Consider the following 18,369-nt stretch of genomic DNA (forward strand, 5'->3'; position numbering starts at 1 on the left):
TCCCTCCTCACCCGCTCGTGCGGCGGCGCCGTGCCGCCCGCTCCCTCTCCATCGGCAGGGCGGGCCCGAGCCTGACACGTACGGCGCGCCCGGGTGGGCCGTTCGCGCGTCCCGGTGTTTGACCTGCGCAGGAGAGTGGCAGAGTGGGCCCGTGGGCGTGCGCACCTTCCTCGAGGGCTGGCCGGTCTACCGGCAGCTGACCGGTGACGACCCCCTGGGCCGCGGTGCCGCCGCGAAGTCCGCCGGCTCGAAGGCGCTCGTCGCCCGGACCGAGACCGCGGACCGCGTCGTGAAGTCCATCTGCCCCTACTGCGCGGTCGGCTGCGGGCAGCGCGTCTACGTCAAGGACGAGCGGGTCGTCCAGATCGAGGGCGACCCGGACAGCCCGATCTCCCGCGGGCGGCTCTGCCCCAAGGGCTCCGCCTCGCTGGGCCTGGTCAACGGCCCGCTGCGCGAGACCAGGGTGAAGTACCGGAGGCCGTACTCCACCCAGTGGGAGGAGCTCGACCTCGACACGGCGATGGACATGATCACCGACCGGGTGATCGAGGCCCGCCGCAAGGGGTGGCAAGACAAGGACGAGCAGGGCCGCCGGCTGCGCCGCACGATGGGCATCGCGAGCCTCGGCGGCGCCACGCTGGACAACGAGGAGAACTACCTCATCAAGAAGCTCTTCACCGCGATGGGTGCCATCCAGGTGGAGAACCAGGCGCGCATTTGACACAGCGCCACGGTGCCCGGTCTGGGTGCCTCGTTCGGACGCGGAGGCGCGACCACCTCGCTGCAGGACCTGGCGAACGCCGACTGCATCGTCATCCAGGGCTCGAACATGGCCGAGTGCCACCCGGTCGGGTTCCAGTGGGTGATGGAGGCGAAGGCGCGCGGCGCCAAGGTCGTGCACATCGACCCCCGCTTCACCCGGACGAGCGCGCAGGCGGACACCTACGTCCCCATCCGCTCGGGCAGTGACATCGTCCTGCTCGGCGCGGTGATCAAGCAGGTCCTCGAGCGGGACCTCTGGTTTGAGGACTACGTCCGCGCGTACACCAACGCGGCGTGGATCGTGTCCGAGGACTTCGAGGACACCGAGGACCTCGACGGGCTGTTCTCCGGCTTTGACCAGGAGAAGCGCGCCTACGACACGACCTCGTGGCAGTACGCCGGCCAGGAGGAGGCCTCAGGGGACGAGTCGCACGAGGGCGACCGCGCGAGCAGCTCCGAGAAGGGCCAGCGGACGGGCGCGGCCGGGGCGAGCATCGAGACCCACGAGGTCGAGAAGGACGAGACGCTGCAGCACCCGCACTGCGTCTTCCAGATCCTCAAGCGCCACTTCGCGCGCTACACCCCGGAGATGGTCGAGGAGATGTGCGGCATCAGCCGCGACCTCTTCGACGAGATCGTGGACGCGTTCACGCAGAACAGCGGGCGGGAGCGCACCACGGCGCTGGTCTACAGCGTCGGCTGGACCCAGCGCGGCACCGGCGTGCAGTACATCCGCACCGGCGCGATCCTCCAGCTGCTGCTGGGCAACATGGGGCGCCCGGGCGGCGGCATCATGGCACTGCGCGGCCACGCGAGCATCCAGGGGTCGACCGACATCCCCACGCTCTACAACCTGCTGCCGGGCTACCTCGAGATGCCGCACGTCGACGAGCACGACACGCTGCAGGACTACATCGAGAAGATCAAGGGCTCCAACCAGAAGGGCTTCTGGGGCAAGGCCGACACCTACGTCGTCAGCCTGCTGAAGGCCTACTTCGGCGACAACGCGACCGCGGACAACGACTACTGCTTCGACTACCTGCCCCGGATCAACGGCGACCACGGCACCTACAGCCAGGTCATGGACATGATCGAGGGCGGGAAGATCTTCGGCTACTTCCTGCTCGGGCAGAACCCCGCGGTCGGCTCGGCCAACGGCCGGGCCCAGCGGCTCGGGCTGGCCAACCTCGACTGGCTGGTCGTCCGCGACCTCGTGATGATCGAGAGCGCGACCTTCTGGCAGAACGCCCCGGAGATCGAGACGGGCGAGATCGTGGCGGAGGAGTGCCGCACGGAGGTCTTCTTCATGCCGGCGGCGACGCACGTGGAGAAGAAGGGCACCTTCACCCAGACCCAGCGGCTGCTGCAGTGGCGCGAGCAGGCGACCGAGCCGCCGGGCGACTGCACGAGCGACCTGTGGTTCATCTACCACCTGGGCCGGAAGATGCGCGAGAAGCTCGCCGCGTCCACCGACGAGCGCGACCGCCCGCTGCTGGAGGTCGCGTGGGACTACCCGCTCGAGGGCGAGAAGGGCGACCCCGACGGCGAGGCCGTGCTCAAGGAGATCAACGGCTACGACCTCACGACGGGCAAGACCCTGTCCGCCTTCACCGAGCTGAAGGCCGACGGCTCCACGTCCGCGGGCTGCTGGATCTACACCGGTGTCTACGCCGACGGGGTCAACCAGGCCGCGCGCCGCAAGCCGGCGAAGGAGCAGAACTGGCTCGGCCTGGAGTGGGGCTGGGCGTGGCCGGCCAACCGCCGCGTGCTCTACAACCGCGCCTCCGCCGACCCCGACGGCAAGCCGTGGAGCGAGCGCAAGGCGCTGGTGTGGTGGGACGAGGACGCCCAGGAGTGGACAGGGCACGACGTGCCCGACTTCCAGAAGACCAAGTCGCCGCACTTCCGGCCGGAGCCCGGGGCCAGCGGTCCCGACGCCCTCGCCGGCGACGACGCCTTCATCATGCAGGCGGACGGCAAGGCCTGGCTGTACGCGCCGAAGGGCGCCGTCGACGGGCCGCTCCCCACGCACTACGAGCCGGGCGAGTCGCCCGTGCGCAACGGGCTCTACACCCAGCAGCAGAACCCCACGCGCGAGGTCTACACGGCGCCGTTCAACGAGATGCACCCGTCCCCGCCCGAGCCCGGGTCCTCGCTGTTCCCGTACGTCTGGACCACGTCCCGGCTCACCGAGCACCACACCGCCGGCGGCATGAGCCGCTACCTGCCCTACCTCGCGGAGCTCCAGCCGGAGCTCTTCATGGAGGTCTCGCCGGAGCTGGCGGCGGAGCGGGGGCTCCGGCACCTGGAGTTCGCGCACGTCATCACCGCCCGCGCGGTGGTCGAGGCGCGGGTGCTGGTGACCGACAGGCTGACGCCGCTGCGCGTGCAGGGGCAGGTCATCCACCAGGTCTGGCTCCCCTACCACTGGGGGCCGGGCGGCCTCACGACCGGTGACGTCGTCAACGACCTGCCGCACCTCACGCTCGACCCCAACGTGCACATCCAGGAGTGCAAGGCGGGGACGTGCGACGTGCGCCCCGGCCGCCGCCCGCGCGGACCCGCGGTGCTGGACCTCATGGCGAGCTACCGCAGCGAGGCCGGCGTGACCGAGGAGACCGGGACCGTCGCGATGACGACGACGCTGATCGCGCACCGCGGTGACGCGCACGAGGCGCAGGCGGCCGTCGACGCCGCAGCAGCCCACGGCCAGGAGGGCTGAGATGGTCTCGAGCAACAGCCTGTACGGACCGCTGCAGGACCCGGCGGCCGACGCGGGCTACGAAGAACCGCCGAAGCGGCTGGGGTTCTTCACCGACACGAGCATCTGCATCGGGTGCAAGGCGTGCGAGGTGGCCTGCAAGGAGTGGAACGCCGTCCCCGAGGACGGGCTGAACCTCCTCGGCTACTCCTACGACAACACCGGCGGCCTCGGGGCCGACTCGTGGCGGGCGGTGCACTTCATCGAGCAGCCGCTGCCGATCGGGACGCGGACGCCGCCCTTCGAGCACACGCCGACCGGCCCCTCCGGCGTGGGTCCGACCTTCGACGTGGTGGCAGCGGGTTCTCGCGCAGCCGACGCCTCCCGGCTCGGCACCGCGGGGCCGGGGTCCGTCCCCGTCGCCGAGACCGCGGCGCAGGCTGCCCGCGAAGCCGGTGTGGACACGGCGTTCCTCGGCATGCCGGGGTCCCAGCCTCCCGGCAACGAGACGGGCCTCGAGGAGCGGACCGACTTCCGCTGGCTCATGATGAGCAACGTCTGCAAGCACTGCACCCACGCGGCCTGCCTCGACGTCTGCCCCACCGGGTCGCTGTTCCGCACGGAGTTCGGCACCGTCGTCGTGCAGCAGGACATCTGCAACGGCTGCGGCTACTGCGTCTCCGCGTGCCCCTACGGCGTCATCGACAAGCGCGAGGACGACGGCCGGGCGTGGAAGTGCACGCTCTGCTACGACCGCCTCGGCGCGGACATGACCCCGGCGTGCGCGAAGGCATGCCCCACCGAGTCGATCCAGTTCGGCGAGCTCGAGGAGCTGCGCGAGCGGGCCGAGGCGCGGGTCGAGCAGCTGCACGCCAACGGCGTCCCCGAGGCACGGCTCTACGGCAACGACCCGGACGACGGGGTCGGCGGCGACGGCGCGTTCTTCCTCCTGCTCGACGAGCCGGAGGTCTACGGCCTGCCGCCGGACCCGGTCGTCACCACCCGGGACCTGCCGGACATGTGGAAGCACGCCGGTGCCGCCGCCGCGCTCATGGTCCTCGGCGCAGCCGCGTCCTTCCTGCGCACGGGCCGGCGCCGGTGAGCGTCCCCGGAGAGCCCGAGGTCGGCGCCACCCCGCTGCGCGCGGACGGCCGGTCCAACGACGAGGGGGCCGGTCGGCGCCCGCACGGAGACCAGGCCGCGCTGTCGTGGTCGCAGGGGCGCGCCGAGCCCGGCCGCGGCACGGGGCGGCGGCGCAAGCAGCGCGACGAGCACCAGATGGTGCCCGACGTCGAGTTCCAGTCGTACTACGGCCGCGCCGTGCTCAAGCCCCCGGTGTGGACGCACGACATCGCGTTCTACCTGTTCACCGGTGGGCTGGCTGCCGGCTCCTCGCTGCTCGCTGCGGGAGCGGACCTGACCGGCGCGCCCGCACTGCGCCGCGGGGCCCGGGCGACCTCGATGGGCGCGCTGCTCGCCAGCACGTACTTCCTCATCAACGACCTGGGCGTGAAGACGCGCTTCCACCACATGCTGCGCGTCGCCAAGCCGACCTCGCCGATGTCGGTGGGCACGTGGATCCTCGCCGCGTACGGCCCGCTGGCCGGCGCCGCCGCGACCGCCGAGCTGGCCCCGCTGCTGCCTGAGCGCGGCGTGCTCGGCCTGGTGCGCAAGCTCGCCCCGTGGGGCGGGCGCGCCGCGGGGCTCGGCGCGGCTGCGGTCGCGCCGGCGCTCGCGACGTACACCGCCGTCCTCTTCGCCGACACCGCGGTCCCGAGCTGGCACGAGGGCTACCGCGAGCTGCCGTTCCTGTTCTCCGGCTCGGCGCTCGCCGCGGGTGCCGGGGCCGGGCTCGTGCTCGCCCCGCCGACGCAGACCGCGTCGGCGCGCCGCCTGGCGGTCGCCGGCGCCGCCGTGGAGCTCGCCGCCGGGCAGCGCCTCGAGAAGGGCCACGGGCTGCTGAGCGAGCCGTACGAGACCGGCCGCCCCGGCACGCAGCTCAAGGCCGCCCGGGCCCTCACCGCCGTCGGTGCGGTCGGGGCCGCGCTGAGCCGCCGGTCGCGGCTGCTGTCGATCGCGTCCGGCAGCTGCCTGCTCGCCGGGTCGCTGCTCACGCGCTTCGGCGTCTTCGAGGCGGGCGTGATGTCCTCCAAGGACCCGAAGTACGTCGTGGTGCCCCAGCGCGAGCGGCTCGAGCGGCGCGCTGACGGCGGCGCGAAGACCAACGCGCCGGGATAGCCGCATGCGCCAGAGGACCTGGCTGCTGGGTGCAGCGCTCCTGGCGGCTCTGCTCCCGGCCCTGCCCGCGCGAGCCGACGGTGCGCAGCTGACCGTCGTGTCCGCACCGGCCGAGGTGCACCGCGGGCTGCCGAGCTCGGTCACCGCGGTGCTGCACGACGCGACCGGCGCGCCGCTCGCGGGCGCGGAGGTCGTCCTCGAGCGCACGCCGGGCACCGGCAGACCTGCGTGGCAGCAGGCCGGACTGGCGACGAGCGCAGCGGACGGGTCGGTGTCGGTGGCCTTCACCCCGGTCGGCTCCGCGCTCTACCGGCTGCGCAGCGGCGACGCGGTCAGCGCGACCTTCGTCGTCCGCACCACGGCCGCGCCCAGCACGCTGACCGTCCGGGCGGCGCGCTCCGTGCGCTACGACGCCACCTGGTCCGTCCGCGTCTCCTGGGACACCTCCGACGGACTGCCCGTGACGGGACCGGTCCTGCTGCAGCGCAAGGAGGGCTCGCGCTGGGTGACGGTCTCGCGCGGCACGACGAGCGCCGCGGGCACCGCCCTGCTCCGCACGCCCGCGGTCGAGGCGGGGGCCTTCCGGGTCGCCGCCGCCGCCGTCCCGAGCGCGACCGGGACGGTCAGCGGCACCCTCGCGCTCGCGGTGCCACCTGCCTACGCCCTGGTGCCCGACCCGGCAGGAGCACCTCGCCCGACGCGGGTCCTCGTGCAGCCGCGCGCGACGACGCCGGGGCTCGACGCCCGGGTCGAGCCCATCCCCGACGACGTCTGGCGGCAGATGGTCGGCCGCACCTGGCACTCCGGCTGCCCGGTGGGCCGCGCGCAGCTCGCGCTGGTGACGATGAACTACTACGGCTTCGACGGCTACCGCCACCGAGGTGAGCTGGTCGTGGCTGCCCGCGTCGCGCCGGCGGTCGTCCGTGCTTTCACGCGGATCTACGCCGCGGCGTACCCGATCCGGCTGATGGTGCGCGAGGACGTGTTCGGCTGGAGCGCGAAGCTCCATGGTGCCAACGACTACGCGTCCATGGCGGCCGACAACACCTCGGGCTTCAACTGCCGCGGCGTGGTCGGCCAGCCGCACGTGCGCAGCCCCCACGCCTACGGCATCGCGATCGACGTCAACACCCTGGAGAACCCGGACGTGGCCCGCGACGGCACCTGGCCCTCCGCGCACTACGCCGACCGCAGCCTCGCCCACCCCGCGCTGATCCGTCCGGGCGACGCCGTGGTGCGTGCCTTCGCCTCGGTCGGCTGGCGCTGGGGCGCATCGTTCCGCGACTACCAGCACTTCGACACCGCACGCGGCCATGACTGACACCCGTGCGCAGGGGCATGACTGAGGCACCTGCGGACAGTTGAGGAGCGAACGATGCCGTTCAAGACACCGGACCAGATAGCTGTGGCGGCGGTGGCCTCGGGCGAGAAGAAGGCCCTGCTCACCGTGGACCGGATGCTCGTCGGGGGCTTCCTGGCCGGGGCGTACATCGCCTTCGGCGGCCTGCTCGCGATCGTGGTCACCAGCGGGCTCAAGGCCGAGACGTGGGGCGGGCTCATCACGCTGTTCAACGGCGCGGTGTTCAGCCTCGGCCTCATCCTCGTGGTGCTGGCCGGCGCGGAGCTGCTCACCGGCAACATGGCGCTGGTCCCGCTGGCCCTGCTGCAGAAGCGCATCCCGGTCGCGCGCCTCGGCATCAACTTCGGCGTCGTGCTCGTCGCGAACCTCCTGGGCTCGCTGTTCGTCGCCTACTTCCTGGCCCTCAAGACCGGCGTCATCGGCACGCCCTCGTCGCCGGCGGCGAGCACGGCGCACGCGGCGTACGAGCGGCTGGCTGCGACGGCGACCGGCAAGGCGGTCACGGAGTCCAACTGGCAGATCTTCCTGCGAGCCATGGGGTGCAACTGGCTCGTCTGCCTGGCGGTCTGGCTCGCGATGGCCAGCGACGAGATCAGCGGCAAGATCCTCGGGATCTTCTTCCCCATCATGGCCTTCGTCGCCCTCGGCTTCGACCACGTCGTCGCCAACATGTTCTTCCTGCCGGCGGCGCACTGGGCCGGCGTCCCGGGCATCACGTGGGGGCAGATCCTCGACAACTGGGTGTTCGCCGGGATCGGGAACCTCGTGGGAGCAGCGGTCTTCGTCGCCGGCGCCTACTGGTGGGTCTACCTGCGCGGCACCGAGGGCGCCGTGCAGAGCGCGGGGTCGGACCCCAGCGGCACCGCGGGTGCCCCCGCGGCGAAGGAGGCGCCGGTCAGGCGAGCGCGACGGTGACGCCCGCGCGGGCGGGGACCAGCTCCCCCACCACGGGGTAGCCCAGGACCTCGCCCGCGACGAGCAGGCCGCCGGAGGTCTGCGCGTCGGCGAGGAGGAGCTGCTCGTCCTCGCCGACGCTCCCGGCGTCCAGGAACGGCTGCACCCACGCGAGGTTGCGGCGCGTACCCCCGGACACGTAGCCGTCGCGGAGCGCGTCCCGTGCGCCGTCGAGGTAGGGCACGGCGGCGGTGTCGACCACCGCGGTGACGCCCGACGCGCGAGCGAGCTTGTGCAGGTGGCCGAGCAGCCCGAAGCCGGTGACGTCCGTGGCGCAGACCGCTCCGGCGGCGACAGCCGCGACCGAAGCCGCGGCGTTGAGGGTCGTCATCGCCTCGACCGCCTGGGCGAAGCGCTCCCCCGTCGACTTGTGGCGCGAGTTGAGCACCCCGATGCCGAGCGGCTTGGTGAGGGTGAGCGGGACGCCCGCGACGCCCTTGTCGTTGCGCAGCAGGCGGTCCGGGTCGACCAGACCCGTCACGGCCATGCCGTACTTCGGCTCCGGGTCGTCGACGCTGTGCCCGCCGCCGACGTGGGTCCCCGCAGCGCTCGCGACGTCGAGCCCACCGCGCAGCACCTCGGCGGCGAGCTCGAACGGCAGCAGGTCGCGGGGCCAGCTGAGCAGGTTGACCGCGACGACGGGGCGCCCGCCCATGGCGTAGACGTCGGAGAGCGCATTGGTCGCGGCGATCCGCCCCCAGTCGTACGCGTCGTCCACCACGGGCGTGAAGAAGTCCGCGGTGACGACGAGGCCCTGGCCCGGCCCGATCCGCACGACAGCGGCGTCGTCGCCCGTGTCGAGGCCGACGACGAGCTCGTCGGGGAACGTGCCGCTGGGCCGGAGGCCGGCGACGACGGACTCGAGCTCGCCCGGGGGGATCTTGCAGGCGCAGCCGCCGCCGTGCGCGTAGCCCGTGAGCCGGCGCTCCTCGGTGGCGGTCACGACGCCAGCTGCCTGCGCACCTCGGCCGAGACGCGGCCGCCGTCGGCGCGCCCGGTGGTCCGCGGCGTCACGGCCTTCATGACCTGCCCCATCGCGCCCATGCCGGAGACGCCCAGCTCGGCGATCGCCTCGCGCACGAGGCCCGCCACCTCGTCGTCGCTGAGCGGTGTCGGCAGGTAGCGCGCCAGCACCCCGCCCTCGGCCCGCTCGCGCTCGGCGAGCTCGGTGCGGGACGCGGCGTCGAACGCCTCGGCCGCCTCGCGCCGCTTCTTGGCCTCGCGGGTGAGGACCTGCAGCACCTCGGCGTCGGAGAGCTCGCGCGCCGTCCTGCCGGAGACCGCCTCGGTCTGCACCGCGGTGAGGGTCATCCGCAGCGTCGCCGTGGTGAGCTCGTCGCGGGCGCGCATCGCGGCGGTGAGGTCCTCCCGCAGCTGGTGCTCGAGACTCATGCGGCCCTCCCAGGGGTACGTGCCTAGGGTGACTGTATGTCCCGCGTGACGGCACGCCGACCGGTGACCCGGCTCGGCGGAGCGACCCCCCTGCAGCGTCCTGACACCCTCGTGGTCGAGGAGCCGCTCGAGCTGCGCGTCGGCGGCCGCGCCCTGGCCGTCACCATGCGCACGCCCGGCGACGACATGGACCTCGCCGGCGGGTTCCTCGTCAGCGAGGGCGTGGTCTCGGCACCGGAGCAGCTGCGGGCCATGCGCTACTGCGCCGGTGTCGACGACGACGGGCAGAACAACTACAACGTCCTCGACCTCGACCTCGCCCCCGGTGTCGCGCCGCCGGACCCCTCGGTCGAGCGCAACTTCTACACGACCTCCTCGTGCGGCGTCTGCGGCAAGGCCAGCCTCGACGCCGTCCGCACGTCGTCGGCGTTCTCCGTCGCCGAGGACCCGCTGCGGGTGGCGGCGTCCCTGCTCGGGACGCTCCCCGACCGGCTGCGCGAGGCGCAGAAGGTCTTCGACCGCACCGGCGGGCTGCACGCGGCCGGGCTGTTCTCCGCGGACGGGACGCTGCACTGCGTACGCGAGGACGTGGGGCGGCACAACGCCGTCGACAAGGTCGTGGGCTGGGCCCTGCGCGAGGGCCTGCTGCCGCTGCGCGAGACCGTGCTCGTCGTCAGCGGTCGGGCCTCCTTCGAGCTGGCGCAGAAGGCGCTGATGGCGGGCATCCCGATGCTGGCTGCGGTGAGCGCGCCGTCGTCGCTGGCCGTGGACCTGGCGGTCGAGTCGGGCATGACGCTGGCCGGCTTCGTGCGCGGCGCCACCATGAACGTGTACGCCGGGGCTGAGCGCGTCACGACCTGACGGTCAGCCGCGCGGCACGGTCCCCCGGTGAGTAGTGCGGGGCGAGGTTGAGCAACGGCTGCTCATCCGCCGGGACGGTGCGCGGACGAGGGTGGGCGCAGACGCGAACCCCGCCCTCACCGCGCTGCGGTGACGGCCTCCCGAGAAGGACCTGCACCGTGGTCGAGACCCGTACCGTCGCCACTGCCCGCCGCGCCCGCCGCAGCGCGGCCCGCCGCCGCGCCCTCGCCGCCGGGCTGGGCGGCCTCACGACCGTCGCCGTGGCCGCGCCGCTCGCTCCCGCGCACGCGGCGAGCACGCCCCCCACCGCCCGGGCCGTGGTGGCGGCGCTCGCCCGCCAGGGGCTGGACGTGCGCCACGCGCGCGACGAGGGGCCGCGGACCGTCGTCCGCGGCGGCACGTGCGTGACGCTCGCGCGCCTCGGCTGCGAGCAGATGGTCTCGACGCTCGACGCCTCCGTCATCGGCTTCCGCACGACGGCGCAGGCGGCGGCGTACGTCGGGGGCGCGGACGACACCGCCGCCCGGGTCGGCCGCGTGGTGCTGTCGTACGGCAGCCCGGCCCGCGTGGTGCCCTCCCGGCGTCCGGCGTACGAGCGGGCGCTGCGGGCCCTGCTGCGCGAGACGCCCACCGCGACCGACGCCGTCCGCATCACCGTCCAGCTCGCCGCGGAGGGCCTGCTGATGCGGCACGCCCGCGACGAGGGGCCGGACGGCGTACGCCTCGGCGCGGCCGCGGAGATCCCCGGCGCGGTCGACATGGTCGCGACCGACGGCCCGGCCGTCATCCGCTTCGCCAGCCCGCGGGCTGCGGCGGACTACGTCGGCGGGGCCGACGACGAGGCCGCCCGGGTGGGGAGCTGGGTGCTCTCCTTCGGCGCACCGGAGCGCGTCGCGCGCGCGCAGCAGCCGGTGTACGTGGCGGCGCTGCGGCGGGTCGTCCTCCGCTGAGGCTGCCGCCTGCTGCTCGGGAGGGCGCTCCGGCACCGGCGGAGGGGGCCGGCGCGGGAGCGCCCTACAGGCGGGCGAGCAGCTCGGCGAAGGCCCCGTCCACCCGCGCGGCGTCCCCCGTCGCATCGAGGTCGAGGAGCAGCCCGCGGACCACGGCGAGCACGAGCGTCGCGAGCTCCGGGCCGGCGTCCGCCCCCAGCCCGTCGGCGAGCGGCCCGAGCCAGTCGGTGGTCGCCCGGCGGGCGAAGTCCGCACCCCTCAGCTGCGGGGACGTGTCCCGCCACTGCCCGAACAGCCGCAGGTAGCGCTCGCCGTCCGGGCCGCTGATCGCCGCCCACGCCCGTGCCAGCGTGACGGGGTACGCCTCGCCCTCCCGCGCCCGCAGCAGCCCGCCCCACGCCTCGAGCTGGCGCTCGCGAGCCCGCTGGAGCACGGCTCGCAGCAGGGCGTCGCGGGTGCCGAAGTGGTAGAGCAGCATCCGCGCCGAGGTCCCGGTGGCCGCGACGAGCGGCTCGAGCCGATCGGGGAGCCCGTGCTCGAGGACGTGCTCGGTGCAGAGGTCGAGCAGCCGCTCCTTGATCTGCGGCTGCGCCCGGCGTCCCATGCCCCGATGCTTTCGCGTAATCGTCGCTACGTCTACCGTCGGGGGGAGTCGACGGGAGGGGCGGGACATGCGGGTCGTGTTCGTGCACGGGGCGTGCGTGGCGGACGGGGCGTGGTGGTGGCAACGGACGGCCGCCCTGCTCGCCGAGCGGGGCACCAGCAGCGCGACCCCCGCGCTGCCGAGCTGCGGGGAGGGCCCGCGACCGGCCGGGCACGGCGGGCCCGGGCTGGACGACGACGTCGCCGCCGTGCGCGCGGTGCTGGAGGACGGCGACGAGCCCACCGTGGTCGTGGCCCACAGCTACGGCGGGATCGTCACCGCCGAGGCCGCGGCGGGGGTGCGGTCCGTACGCCACCTCCTGCTGGTCTCGAGCTACCTGCCCGAGGTCGGCCAGGCGCTCGCGGACTTCGGCCCGGCCGACGGGCCGGCGCCGTTCCTCGACGTCGACGCCGGCGCGGGGACCTTCGGGGTCCGGCCCGAGCTGCTCGTGCCCACCTTCCTCCAGGACTGCGACCAGCAGGTGCAGGCGGAGGCGCCGGACCGCCTGGCCCGGCAGGGCGTGGCGGTCCTCACCCAGCCGGTGCGGGCCGCGGCCTGGCAGGAGGTGCCGAGCACGTACCTCGTCTGCGCGCGGGACCTGGGCACTCCCGCTTCCCTGCAGCGCGGGTTCGCGCGCCGGGCCGGCGCGGTCGTCGAGCTCGACGCGGGCCACCACCCGTTCCTGTCCCAGCCGGAGGCGGTGCGCGACCTGCTGCTCGACCTCTAGCCGCTCAGTCGAGGCAGAACTCGTTGCCCTCGACGTCCTGCATGACGAGGCAGGACTCGTCGAAGCCGTCCGCCCGCAGCAGCTGGACCCGCCGGGCACCGAGCGCCTCGAGCCGCGCGCACTCGGCCTCGAGCGCCGCGACGCGCTCGTCGCCGCGCAGGCCCGTGCCGACACGGACGTCGAGGTGGACGCGGTTCTTCACGACCTTGCCCTCGGGCACCCGTTGGAAGAACAGCCGCGGGCCGACGCCGTCGGGGTCCTGGCAGGCGAACGCCGACCCCTGCCGCTCCGGCGGCAGCGATCGGTCGAACTCCTCCCATGACGCGGAGCCGGGCGGCGGCGGGGGCACGACGTAGCCGAGCACCTCGCACCAGAACCGCGCCACCCGCTCGGGCTCTGCGCAGTCGAACGTCACCTGGACCTGCCGGACCGATGCCACCGCCCCACCCTAGGGGCGGCCGGAGCCCCCGTGGAGGTCCCGCTCTGCGAGGCTGGCCCCGTGGACGACGCCGTCGACTGGACCGACCTCACCCGCCCCACCCCCGCGTGGTTCCCCGCGGCCCGGCTCGGGATCTTCGTGCACTGGGGCGCCTACTCGGTGCCCGCCTGGGCGGAGCCGACGGGCGAGCTCGGCACCATCGACGAGGCGACGTGGGTCCGGCACAACCCCTACGCCGAGTGGTACTGGCACACCATCCAGCTGCCCGGCGCACCGGCCCGCGAGCACCACCGCACGGTCTGGGGCGACCGGCCCTACGACGACTTCCTCGACCTGTGGAAGGCGGAGTCGTTCGACGCCGCCGCCTGGGCGCGGCTGTTCCGGCAGGCCGGTGCGCGCTACGTCGTGCTCGTGACCAAGCACCACGACGGCATCGCGCTCTGGGACGCCCCCGGCACCGGCACCCGCAACACCGTGCACCGCGGGCCGCAGCGCGACCTCGTCGCCGAGCTCGCTGCGGCGGTGCGCGCCGAGGGGCTGCGCTTCGGGACCTACTACTCCGGTGGCCTCGACTGGTCCGTCACGGGCTTCCTCGACCCCGAGCAGCCGCTGCTCCGCCCGAACGACGCGGCGTACGCGGCCTACGCCGCCGTCCACGTGCGCGACCTCGTCGACCGCTACGCCCCCGACGTGCTGTGGAACGACATCGAGTGGCCCGACGCGGGCAAGCACCGCGGCCGGCTCGGCCTGCACGAGCTGTTCCGGCACTACTACGACGCCGTCGCCGAGGGCGTGGTCAACGACCGCTGGGGCGAGACGCACTGGGACTACCGCACGAGCGAGTACCAGCACGCGCGCGAGAACGAGTCCGCCGCGGTGTGGGAGAACAACCGCGGCATCGGGCTCTCGTTCGGCTACAACCAGGTCGAGGGCCCCGAGCACTCGCTCGACGCGCACGCCGCCGTGCGCCACCTGGTCGACGTCGTCTCCCGCGGCGGCAACCTCCTGCTCGACGTCGGCCCGACCGCGGCGGGCGAGATCCCCGAGCTGCAGCGCCGGACCCTCGAGGGGCTGGGCGCGTGGCTCGCGGCCAACGGCGGCGCGGTGCACGGCGCCGCGCCGCTATCGCCCGCGGTGGCGACCGCGAGCGACGAGCCCTGGGTGCGCTGGACCGCCACCCCCACCACCGCGTACGCCGTGGTCGACGCCGCCGGCGACGTGACCGTCCGCGCGGACCACGACGCTGTGGACTGGGCCGCGTCGCGCACGCCTGCCGGGACGGCCGTCGAGGCGCAGCCCGTCGACGGCGGCCTCGCGCTCCGCCTCCCGCCCGCGGACGGTCCGGCCGTCGTGGGGTTCCCCCTGGCGGGGACCGTCGGCCCACGGGCGTAGGTTGCCGGGAGAGCGCTCACCCCCCGCAGGAGGACCCCATGCAGCACCGCCCCCTCGGCCGCACCGGCCTGCAGGTCTCGGAGATCGGCTACGGCGCCTGGGGGCTCGGCGGCAGCATGTGGATCGGCGCCGAGGAGGACGAGTCCGTCCGCGCGCTGCACCGCGCGATCGAGCTCGGCGTGGACTTCATCGACACCGCCCGCGGCTACGGTGAGAGCGAGCGCATCGTCGGGCGGGTGCTGCGCGAGCACGGCGGCGACGACGTGCACGTCGCCACGAAGGTGCCGCCGAAGAACGGCCAGTGGCCGGCGCCGTCCGGGATCGACCCGAGCGAGGCGTTCCCCGGCGACCACATCCGCGAGAGCCTCGAGACCAGCCTGCGGGCCAGCGGCCTCGAGGCCTTCGACCTCGTGCAGTTCCACGTGTGGAGCGACGAGTGGGTCGGGCGCGGCGACTGGCTCGAGACGGTCGAGGCGCTCAAGCGCGAGGGCAAGATGCGCGCCTTCGGCATCTCCATCAACGACCACCAGCCGTCCAACGGCATCGAGCTCGTCCGCAGCGGCGTCGTCGACTCCGTGCAGGTCATCTACAACGTCTTCCACCAGGAGCCCGCCGAGGCGCTCTTCCCCGCCTGCGAGGAGAACGGCGTCGGCGTCATCGTCCGCGTCGCGCTCGACGAGGGCGGGCTGACCGGGCGCATCACGCCGGAGACGACGTTCCCGGACGGCGACTGGCGCAACGGCTACTTCGGCGGCGACCGGAAGGCGCAGGTCGCGCAGCACGTCGACGCGCTGCTGGCCGACCTCGGCATCGAGCGCGACGAGCTCCCCGCACTCGCGCTGCGGTACGCGCTGGCCCCCGCCGCCGTCTCCACGGTGATCCCCGGCATGCGCACGGTGCGCAACGTCGAGCGCAACGCCGCCCTCAGCGACGGCACCCGGCTGGGCGACGACGTGGTGGCCGCGCTCGCGGCGCACCGCTGGGAGCGCAACTTCTACCAGCCCGCGGAGTGAGGGTCACTACACTCGGCTCCGTGGCGACGCACGATCACGCGGCCGCGCGGGTCGAGGGCGTACGCCGTCGCAACCTCGCGCTGGCGGTGCGCGTCATCTCCGCGGAGCCCGGGCCGGTGTCGCGCGCGCACATCGCGGCGCGTACGGGCATGACGCGGTCCACCGCCTCCTCGCTGGTCGACGACCTCGTCGGAGCGGGCTTCGTGCAGGAGACGGGCACGGCGTCGCGCACGGGGTCGGGGCGTCCGGCCACCACGCTGGAGCTCGCCACCCACCGCTTCGCGGGCCTCGGCATCGAGGTCAACGTCGACTACCTCGCCGCCTCGCTGCTCGACCTCTCGGGCACCGTGCGCCACCGCGCCTCCGAGGCGCGCGACCTGCGGGGCAGCTCGCCGGAGGACGTGCTGGGCCACGTCGGGGAGATCGTCGAGGACGTCGCGGCGGAGGCCCGGCGCCAGGACCTCGAGCTGGTGGGCGCCTGCCTCGCCGTCCCCGGGCTCGTGGGTCCCTCGGACGGCCACCTCACGCTCGCGCCCAACCTCGGCTGGGAGGACGTGGACCTCGTCCCCCGCCTCGAGCGGATGCCCGCGCTCGCCGGCCTCGAGCTGAGGGTCGGCAACGAGGCCAACCTCGCCGCGCTGACCGAGCGCACCGCCATCCGTGACCGCGAGAGCTTCGTCTACGTCTCCGGCGAGATCGGCGTCGGGGCCGCCGTCGTCATCGACGGGCGGGTCTCGGCCGGCCGGCACGGGTGGGCGGGGGAGATCGGGCACAACCCGGTCGACCTCACGGGCCCGTCGTGCAGCTGCGGGGGCCGCGGCTGCCTCGAGCAGTACGCCGGGCTCGACGCGATCCTGCGTGCCTCGGGCTCGACCGAGCCGCTGGTCACCCCGCTCGGCGGGGAGTCGACGACCGAGCGCATCGTCGCCCGCGCCCGCAGCGGCGACATGGCCACGCGGCGCGCGCTGCAGCAGGCCGGCTCGGCACTGGGCGTGGTCCTCGCCGGCACGCTCAACGTGCTCGACCTGGACCGGGTCGTGCTCGGGGGCACCTACCGCGTGCTGGCGCCCTGGGTCTCGCCGCCGCTCGAGGAGCAGCTCAGCAGCCGGGTCATCGGCGCGCGCTGGTCGCCCGTCCGGGTGGGGGTCGCGAGCGTGCCCGGCGAGGCGCCGGTGCTGGGAGCCGCGCTCTCCGTCGTCGACCGGGTGCTCGCCGACCCGCTGCCGTGGGTGGAGCGGGAGCGCCGGAGCCCTCAGGTGCGCCAGCTCGCGGCCGACCTCTAGGGAGATCGGCACGCCTCCGTCGGCGTGCCCAGCCCAGGGGGACAGGATGGCGAAGGTGTCGAGCAGGGGCGCCGGCGTGCGTACCCGCATCGTCGCGGCGCTCGCCGCGGTGGCCGTGGTGACGCTCGGCGTCGGGGCGTTCGGCGTGGAGCGCATGTCGGTGCTCAGCGGCCAGGCGCACAACGTCTACTCGCGTGGCACCGTGCCGCTCGGCCAGCTGCAGGGCCTGCGCGCCGCGTGGTGGGAGTACCAGGCCGACAGCGCCCGCTCCGCCATCCCCACCCTGCCCAAGGAGCAGCTCGCCGCCGTCGCCACGGCGGCGCAGGCCGCGCGTACGGCGCTGCAGCAGCAGACCGAGCAGGCGGCCGCCGCCGACCTCGAGCCGGAGGCGCGCACGCAGGTCGCGGCCTTCGCTGCGGCGGAGAAGTCGTACTTCGCCACGATGGACCAGCTCGTGGCGCTCGGCGCCACGCCGGACCTGGCGAAGCTGCAGCAGCTCATCGGCCAGCTGGGCCAGGCCGAGGCCGCCGCGATCGCGAGCGTCACGAAGGCCGCCCAGCTCCAGGGCACCATCGCCGCGCGCACCTCGACGCAGGCCCACGCGGCGTACACCGCGGCCCGGCTGCTCACCTGGGGCGCCGTCGCCCTCGGCCTGCTCCTCTCCCTCGCCCTCGCGCTGCTCACCGCCCGCGGCATCACGCGCCCGGTCGAGGCCATCCGCCGCGCGCTCGACTCCGCTGCCGACGGCGACCTGCGCGTGCGCGTCGGCCGGGTCGGCGGCGGCGAGCTCGCCGCTGCCGCGGAGGCGCTGGACCGTACGCTCGACACCCTCGCGGGCGTCATCGACCTCGTCGGCGGCTCGGCGACCCGGCTCGCCGGCGCCTCCCAGGAGCTCAGCACCGGGGCCGCGGCCATCGCGGACAACGCCCGCGGTGCCGCCGAGCGCGCCGACCGCGTGGTCGCCTCGGCCGACGACGTGACGGCCAGCGTGGCCACGGTCTCCGACGGCTCGCAGCAGATGGAGGCCGCGATCCGCGAGATCGCGCACAACGCCACCGAGGCCGCGCACGTCGCCGGCTCCGCCGTCGGCATCGCCGAGGAGACGACGCGCACCGTCGGCAAGCTCGGCGACTCCTCGCAGGAGATCGCTGCCGTCGTCAAGCTCATCAACGGCATCGCCGAGCAGACCAACCTGCTCGCGCTCAACGCCACCATCGAGGCCGCGCGCGCCGGGGAGGCCGGCAAGGGCTTCGCGGTCGTCGCCAACGAGGTCAAGGAGCTCGCGCAGGAGACCGCCCGCGCCACGGGTGACATCTCCCAGCGGGTCGCCACCATCCAGGAGGACACGGCCGGGGCGGTCGCGGCGATCCGCCGCATCAGCGACGTCATCGGCGAGATCAACCAGTTCCAGGCCACGATCGCCGCGGCTGTCGAGGAGCAGAGCGCCACGACGAACGACATGAACCGCAACGTCGTCGGGGCGGCCTCCGCCTCGCGCAGCATCTCGGCAGAGATCAGCGGCCTCGCCGCCGGCGCCGCGGAGACGAGCGCCCGGGTGGAGGCGACCGAGCAGGCCGCCGCCGACCTGGCACGGATGAGCGACGAGCTGCAGACCGCGGTGGGCCGCTTCCGCCGCTAGCGGCAGCAGGTCAGC

At 74.3% G+C, this 18,369-nt stretch carries 16 protein-coding genes; 12 read left to right on the top strand and 4 right to left on the bottom strand.

Going from position 1 to position 18,369, the window contains the following annotated elements:
* Nucleotides 1–151 precede the first annotated feature (151 nt).
* Genes fdh through EV189_RS01010 form a run of 5 tightly spaced genes read left to right on the top strand, consistent with a single transcriptional unit; the run spans nucleotide 152 to nucleotide 7,976 of the window.
* A complete protein-coding gene (gene fdh, locus EV189_RS00990; RefSeq protein WP_269204156.1) occupies nucleotides 152–3,484 on the top strand; it encodes a formate dehydrogenase in 3,333 nt (1,110 codons plus the stop codon).
* A 1-nt stretch (nucleotide 3,485) separates the two neighbouring features.
* Nucleotides 3,486–4,565, top strand: coding sequence for a 4Fe-4S dicluster domain-containing protein (locus tag EV189_RS00995; protein WP_130491092.1), 1,080 nt, complete (start codon nucleotides 3,486–3,488; stop codon nucleotides 4,563–4,565).
* The gene (gene nrfD, locus EV189_RS01000; protein ID WP_231115955.1) at nucleotides 4,562–5,701 is read left to right on the top strand and encodes an NrfD/PsrC family molybdoenzyme membrane anchor subunit; all 1,140 of its coding nucleotides are present in this window, start codon (nucleotides 4,562–4,564) and stop codon (nucleotides 5,699–5,701) included. The genes EV189_RS00995 and nrfD overlap by 4 nt, the downstream gene beginning before the upstream one ends.
* A gap of 4 nt (nucleotides 5,702–5,705) precedes the next feature.
* On the top strand, nucleotides 5,706–7,022 hold the full coding sequence (locus EV189_RS01005) for a M15 family metallopeptidase (RefSeq protein WP_130491093.1): 1,317 nt from the start codon (nucleotides 5,706–5,708) through the stop codon (nucleotides 7,020–7,022).
* Nucleotides 7,023–7,076: 54 nt separating this feature from the next.
* Nucleotides 7,077–7,976, top strand: a complete 900-nt coding sequence (locus EV189_RS01010; RefSeq protein WP_130491094.1) for a formate/nitrite transporter family protein — start codon at nucleotides 7,077–7,079, stop codon at nucleotides 7,974–7,976.
* On the opposite strand, the gene selD is transcribed toward EV189_RS01010, so the two are convergent.
* Both selD and EV189_RS01020 read right to left on the bottom strand, forming a co-directional pair.
* On the bottom strand, nucleotides 7,957–8,958 hold the full coding sequence (gene selD / locus EV189_RS01015) for a selenide, water dikinase SelD (protein ID WP_130491095.1): 1,002 nt from the start codon (nucleotides 8,956–8,958) through the stop codon (nucleotides 7,957–7,959). The genes EV189_RS01010 and selD overlap by 20 nt on opposite strands.
* Nucleotides 8,955–9,407 (bottom strand): GatB/YqeY domain-containing protein, encoded by a 453-nt coding sequence (locus tag EV189_RS01020; RefSeq protein ID WP_130491096.1) that lies wholly within the window; start codon nucleotides 9,405–9,407, stop codon nucleotides 8,955–8,957. The genes selD and EV189_RS01020 overlap by 4 nt, the downstream gene beginning before the upstream one ends.
* A 36-nt stretch (nucleotides 9,408–9,443) precedes the next feature.
* Between EV189_RS01020 and fdhD the strand changes: the two genes are divergently transcribed.
* Together fdhD and EV189_RS01030 are read left to right on the top strand one after the other, a co-directional pair.
* Nucleotides 9,444–10,268, top strand: coding sequence for a formate dehydrogenase accessory sulfurtransferase FdhD (gene fdhD / locus EV189_RS01025; protein WP_130491097.1), 825 nt, complete (start codon nucleotides 9,444–9,446; stop codon nucleotides 10,266–10,268).
* A 158-nt stretch (nucleotides 10,269–10,426) separates the two neighbouring features.
* On the top strand, nucleotides 10,427–11,218 hold the full coding sequence (locus tag EV189_RS01030) for a hypothetical protein (RefSeq protein ID WP_130491098.1): 792 nt from the start codon (nucleotides 10,427–10,429) through the stop codon (nucleotides 11,216–11,218).
* Nucleotides 11,219–11,282: 64 nt separating this feature from the next.
* Here the strand turns inward: EV189_RS01030 and EV189_RS01035 are convergent, their stop codons facing one another.
* Nucleotides 11,283–11,822, bottom strand: coding sequence for a TetR/AcrR family transcriptional regulator (locus EV189_RS01035; protein WP_130491099.1), 540 nt, complete (start codon nucleotides 11,820–11,822; stop codon nucleotides 11,283–11,285).
* Between the two features lie 67 nt (nucleotides 11,823–11,889).
* Here EV189_RS01035 and EV189_RS01040 point away from each other — a divergent pair, with 67 nt between their 5' ends.
* Nucleotides 11,890–12,588: an alpha/beta fold hydrolase gene (locus EV189_RS01040; RefSeq protein ID WP_130491100.1), complete on the top strand. Its 699-nt coding sequence runs from the start codon at nucleotides 11,890–11,892 to the stop codon at nucleotides 12,586–12,588.
* A 4-nt stretch (nucleotides 12,589–12,592) separates the two neighbouring features.
* Here EV189_RS01040 and EV189_RS01045 read toward each other — a convergent pair whose 3' ends face one another.
* Nucleotides 12,593–13,027 (bottom strand): VOC family protein, encoded by a 435-nt coding sequence (locus tag EV189_RS01045; protein ID WP_130491101.1) that lies wholly within the window; start codon nucleotides 13,025–13,027, stop codon nucleotides 12,593–12,595.
* A gap of 60 nt (nucleotides 13,028–13,087) precedes the next feature.
* Here EV189_RS01045 and EV189_RS01050 point away from each other — a divergent pair, with 60 nt between their 5' ends.
* Genes EV189_RS01050 through EV189_RS01065 form a run of 4 tightly spaced genes read left to right on the top strand, consistent with a single transcriptional unit; the run spans nucleotide 13,088 to nucleotide 18,354 of the window.
* Nucleotides 13,088–14,419: an alpha-L-fucosidase gene (locus EV189_RS01050; RefSeq protein ID WP_130491102.1), complete on the top strand. Its 1,332-nt coding sequence runs from the start codon at nucleotides 13,088–13,090 to the stop codon at nucleotides 14,417–14,419.
* Between the two features lie 38 nt (nucleotides 14,420–14,457).
* Nucleotides 14,458–15,432: an aldo/keto reductase gene (locus EV189_RS01055; RefSeq protein ID WP_130491103.1), complete on the top strand. Its 975-nt coding sequence runs from the start codon at nucleotides 14,458–14,460 to the stop codon at nucleotides 15,430–15,432.
* A 20-nt stretch (nucleotides 15,433–15,452) separates the two neighbouring features.
* Complete coding sequence (locus tag EV189_RS01060; protein WP_130491104.1) at nucleotides 15,453–16,715, top strand: ROK family transcriptional regulator; 1,263 nt, start codon at nucleotides 15,453–15,455, stop codon at nucleotides 16,713–16,715.
* Between the two features lie 46 nt (nucleotides 16,716–16,761).
* Nucleotides 16,762–18,354 (top strand): methyl-accepting chemotaxis protein, encoded by a 1,593-nt coding sequence (locus EV189_RS01065; RefSeq protein ID WP_130491105.1) that lies wholly within the window; start codon nucleotides 16,762–16,764, stop codon nucleotides 18,352–18,354.
* Nucleotides 18,355–18,369 lie beyond the last annotated feature (15 nt).

The organism is Motilibacter rhizosphaerae (assembly GCF_004216915.1).
GTDB classification, from domain to species: Bacteria; Actinomycetota; Actinomycetes; order Motilibacterales; family Motilibacteraceae; genus Motilibacter; species Motilibacter rhizosphaerae.

What these genes read in the sequence shown, in the direction of transcription:
- EV189_RS00995 (WP_130491092.1), top strand. Translation starts at nt 3,486, where the DNA reads ATGGTCTCGAGCAACAGCCTGTACGGACCGCTGCAGGACCCGGCGGCC.
- EV189_RS01005 (WP_130491093.1), top strand. Translation starts at nt 5,706, where the DNA reads ATGCGCCAGAGGACCTGGCTGCTGGGTGCAGCGCTCCTGGCGGCTCTG.
- EV189_RS01010 (WP_130491094.1), top strand. Translation starts at nt 7,077, where the DNA reads ATGCCGTTCAAGACACCGGACCAGATAGCTGTGGCGGCGGTGGCCTCG.
- EV189_RS01020 (WP_130491096.1), bottom strand. Translation starts at nt 9,407, where the DNA reads ATGAGTCTCGAGCACCAGCTGCGGGAGGACCTCACCGCCGCGATGCGC.
- fdhD (WP_130491097.1), top strand. Translation starts at nt 9,444, where the DNA reads ATGTCCCGCGTGACGGCACGCCGACCGGTGACCCGGCTCGGCGGAGCG.
- EV189_RS01035 (WP_130491099.1), bottom strand. Translation starts at nt 11,822, where the DNA reads ATGGGACGCCGGGCGCAGCCGCAGATCAAGGAGCGGCTGCTCGACCTC.
- EV189_RS01040 (WP_130491100.1), top strand. Translation starts at nt 11,890, where the DNA reads ATGCGGGTCGTGTTCGTGCACGGGGCGTGCGTGGCGGACGGGGCGTGG.
- EV189_RS01055 (WP_130491103.1), top strand. Translation starts at nt 14,458, where the DNA reads ATGCAGCACCGCCCCCTCGGCCGCACCGGCCTGCAGGTCTCGGAGATC.
- EV189_RS01065 (WP_130491105.1), top strand. Translation starts at nt 16,762, where the DNA reads ATGGCGAAGGTGTCGAGCAGGGGCGCCGGCGTGCGTACCCGCATCGTC.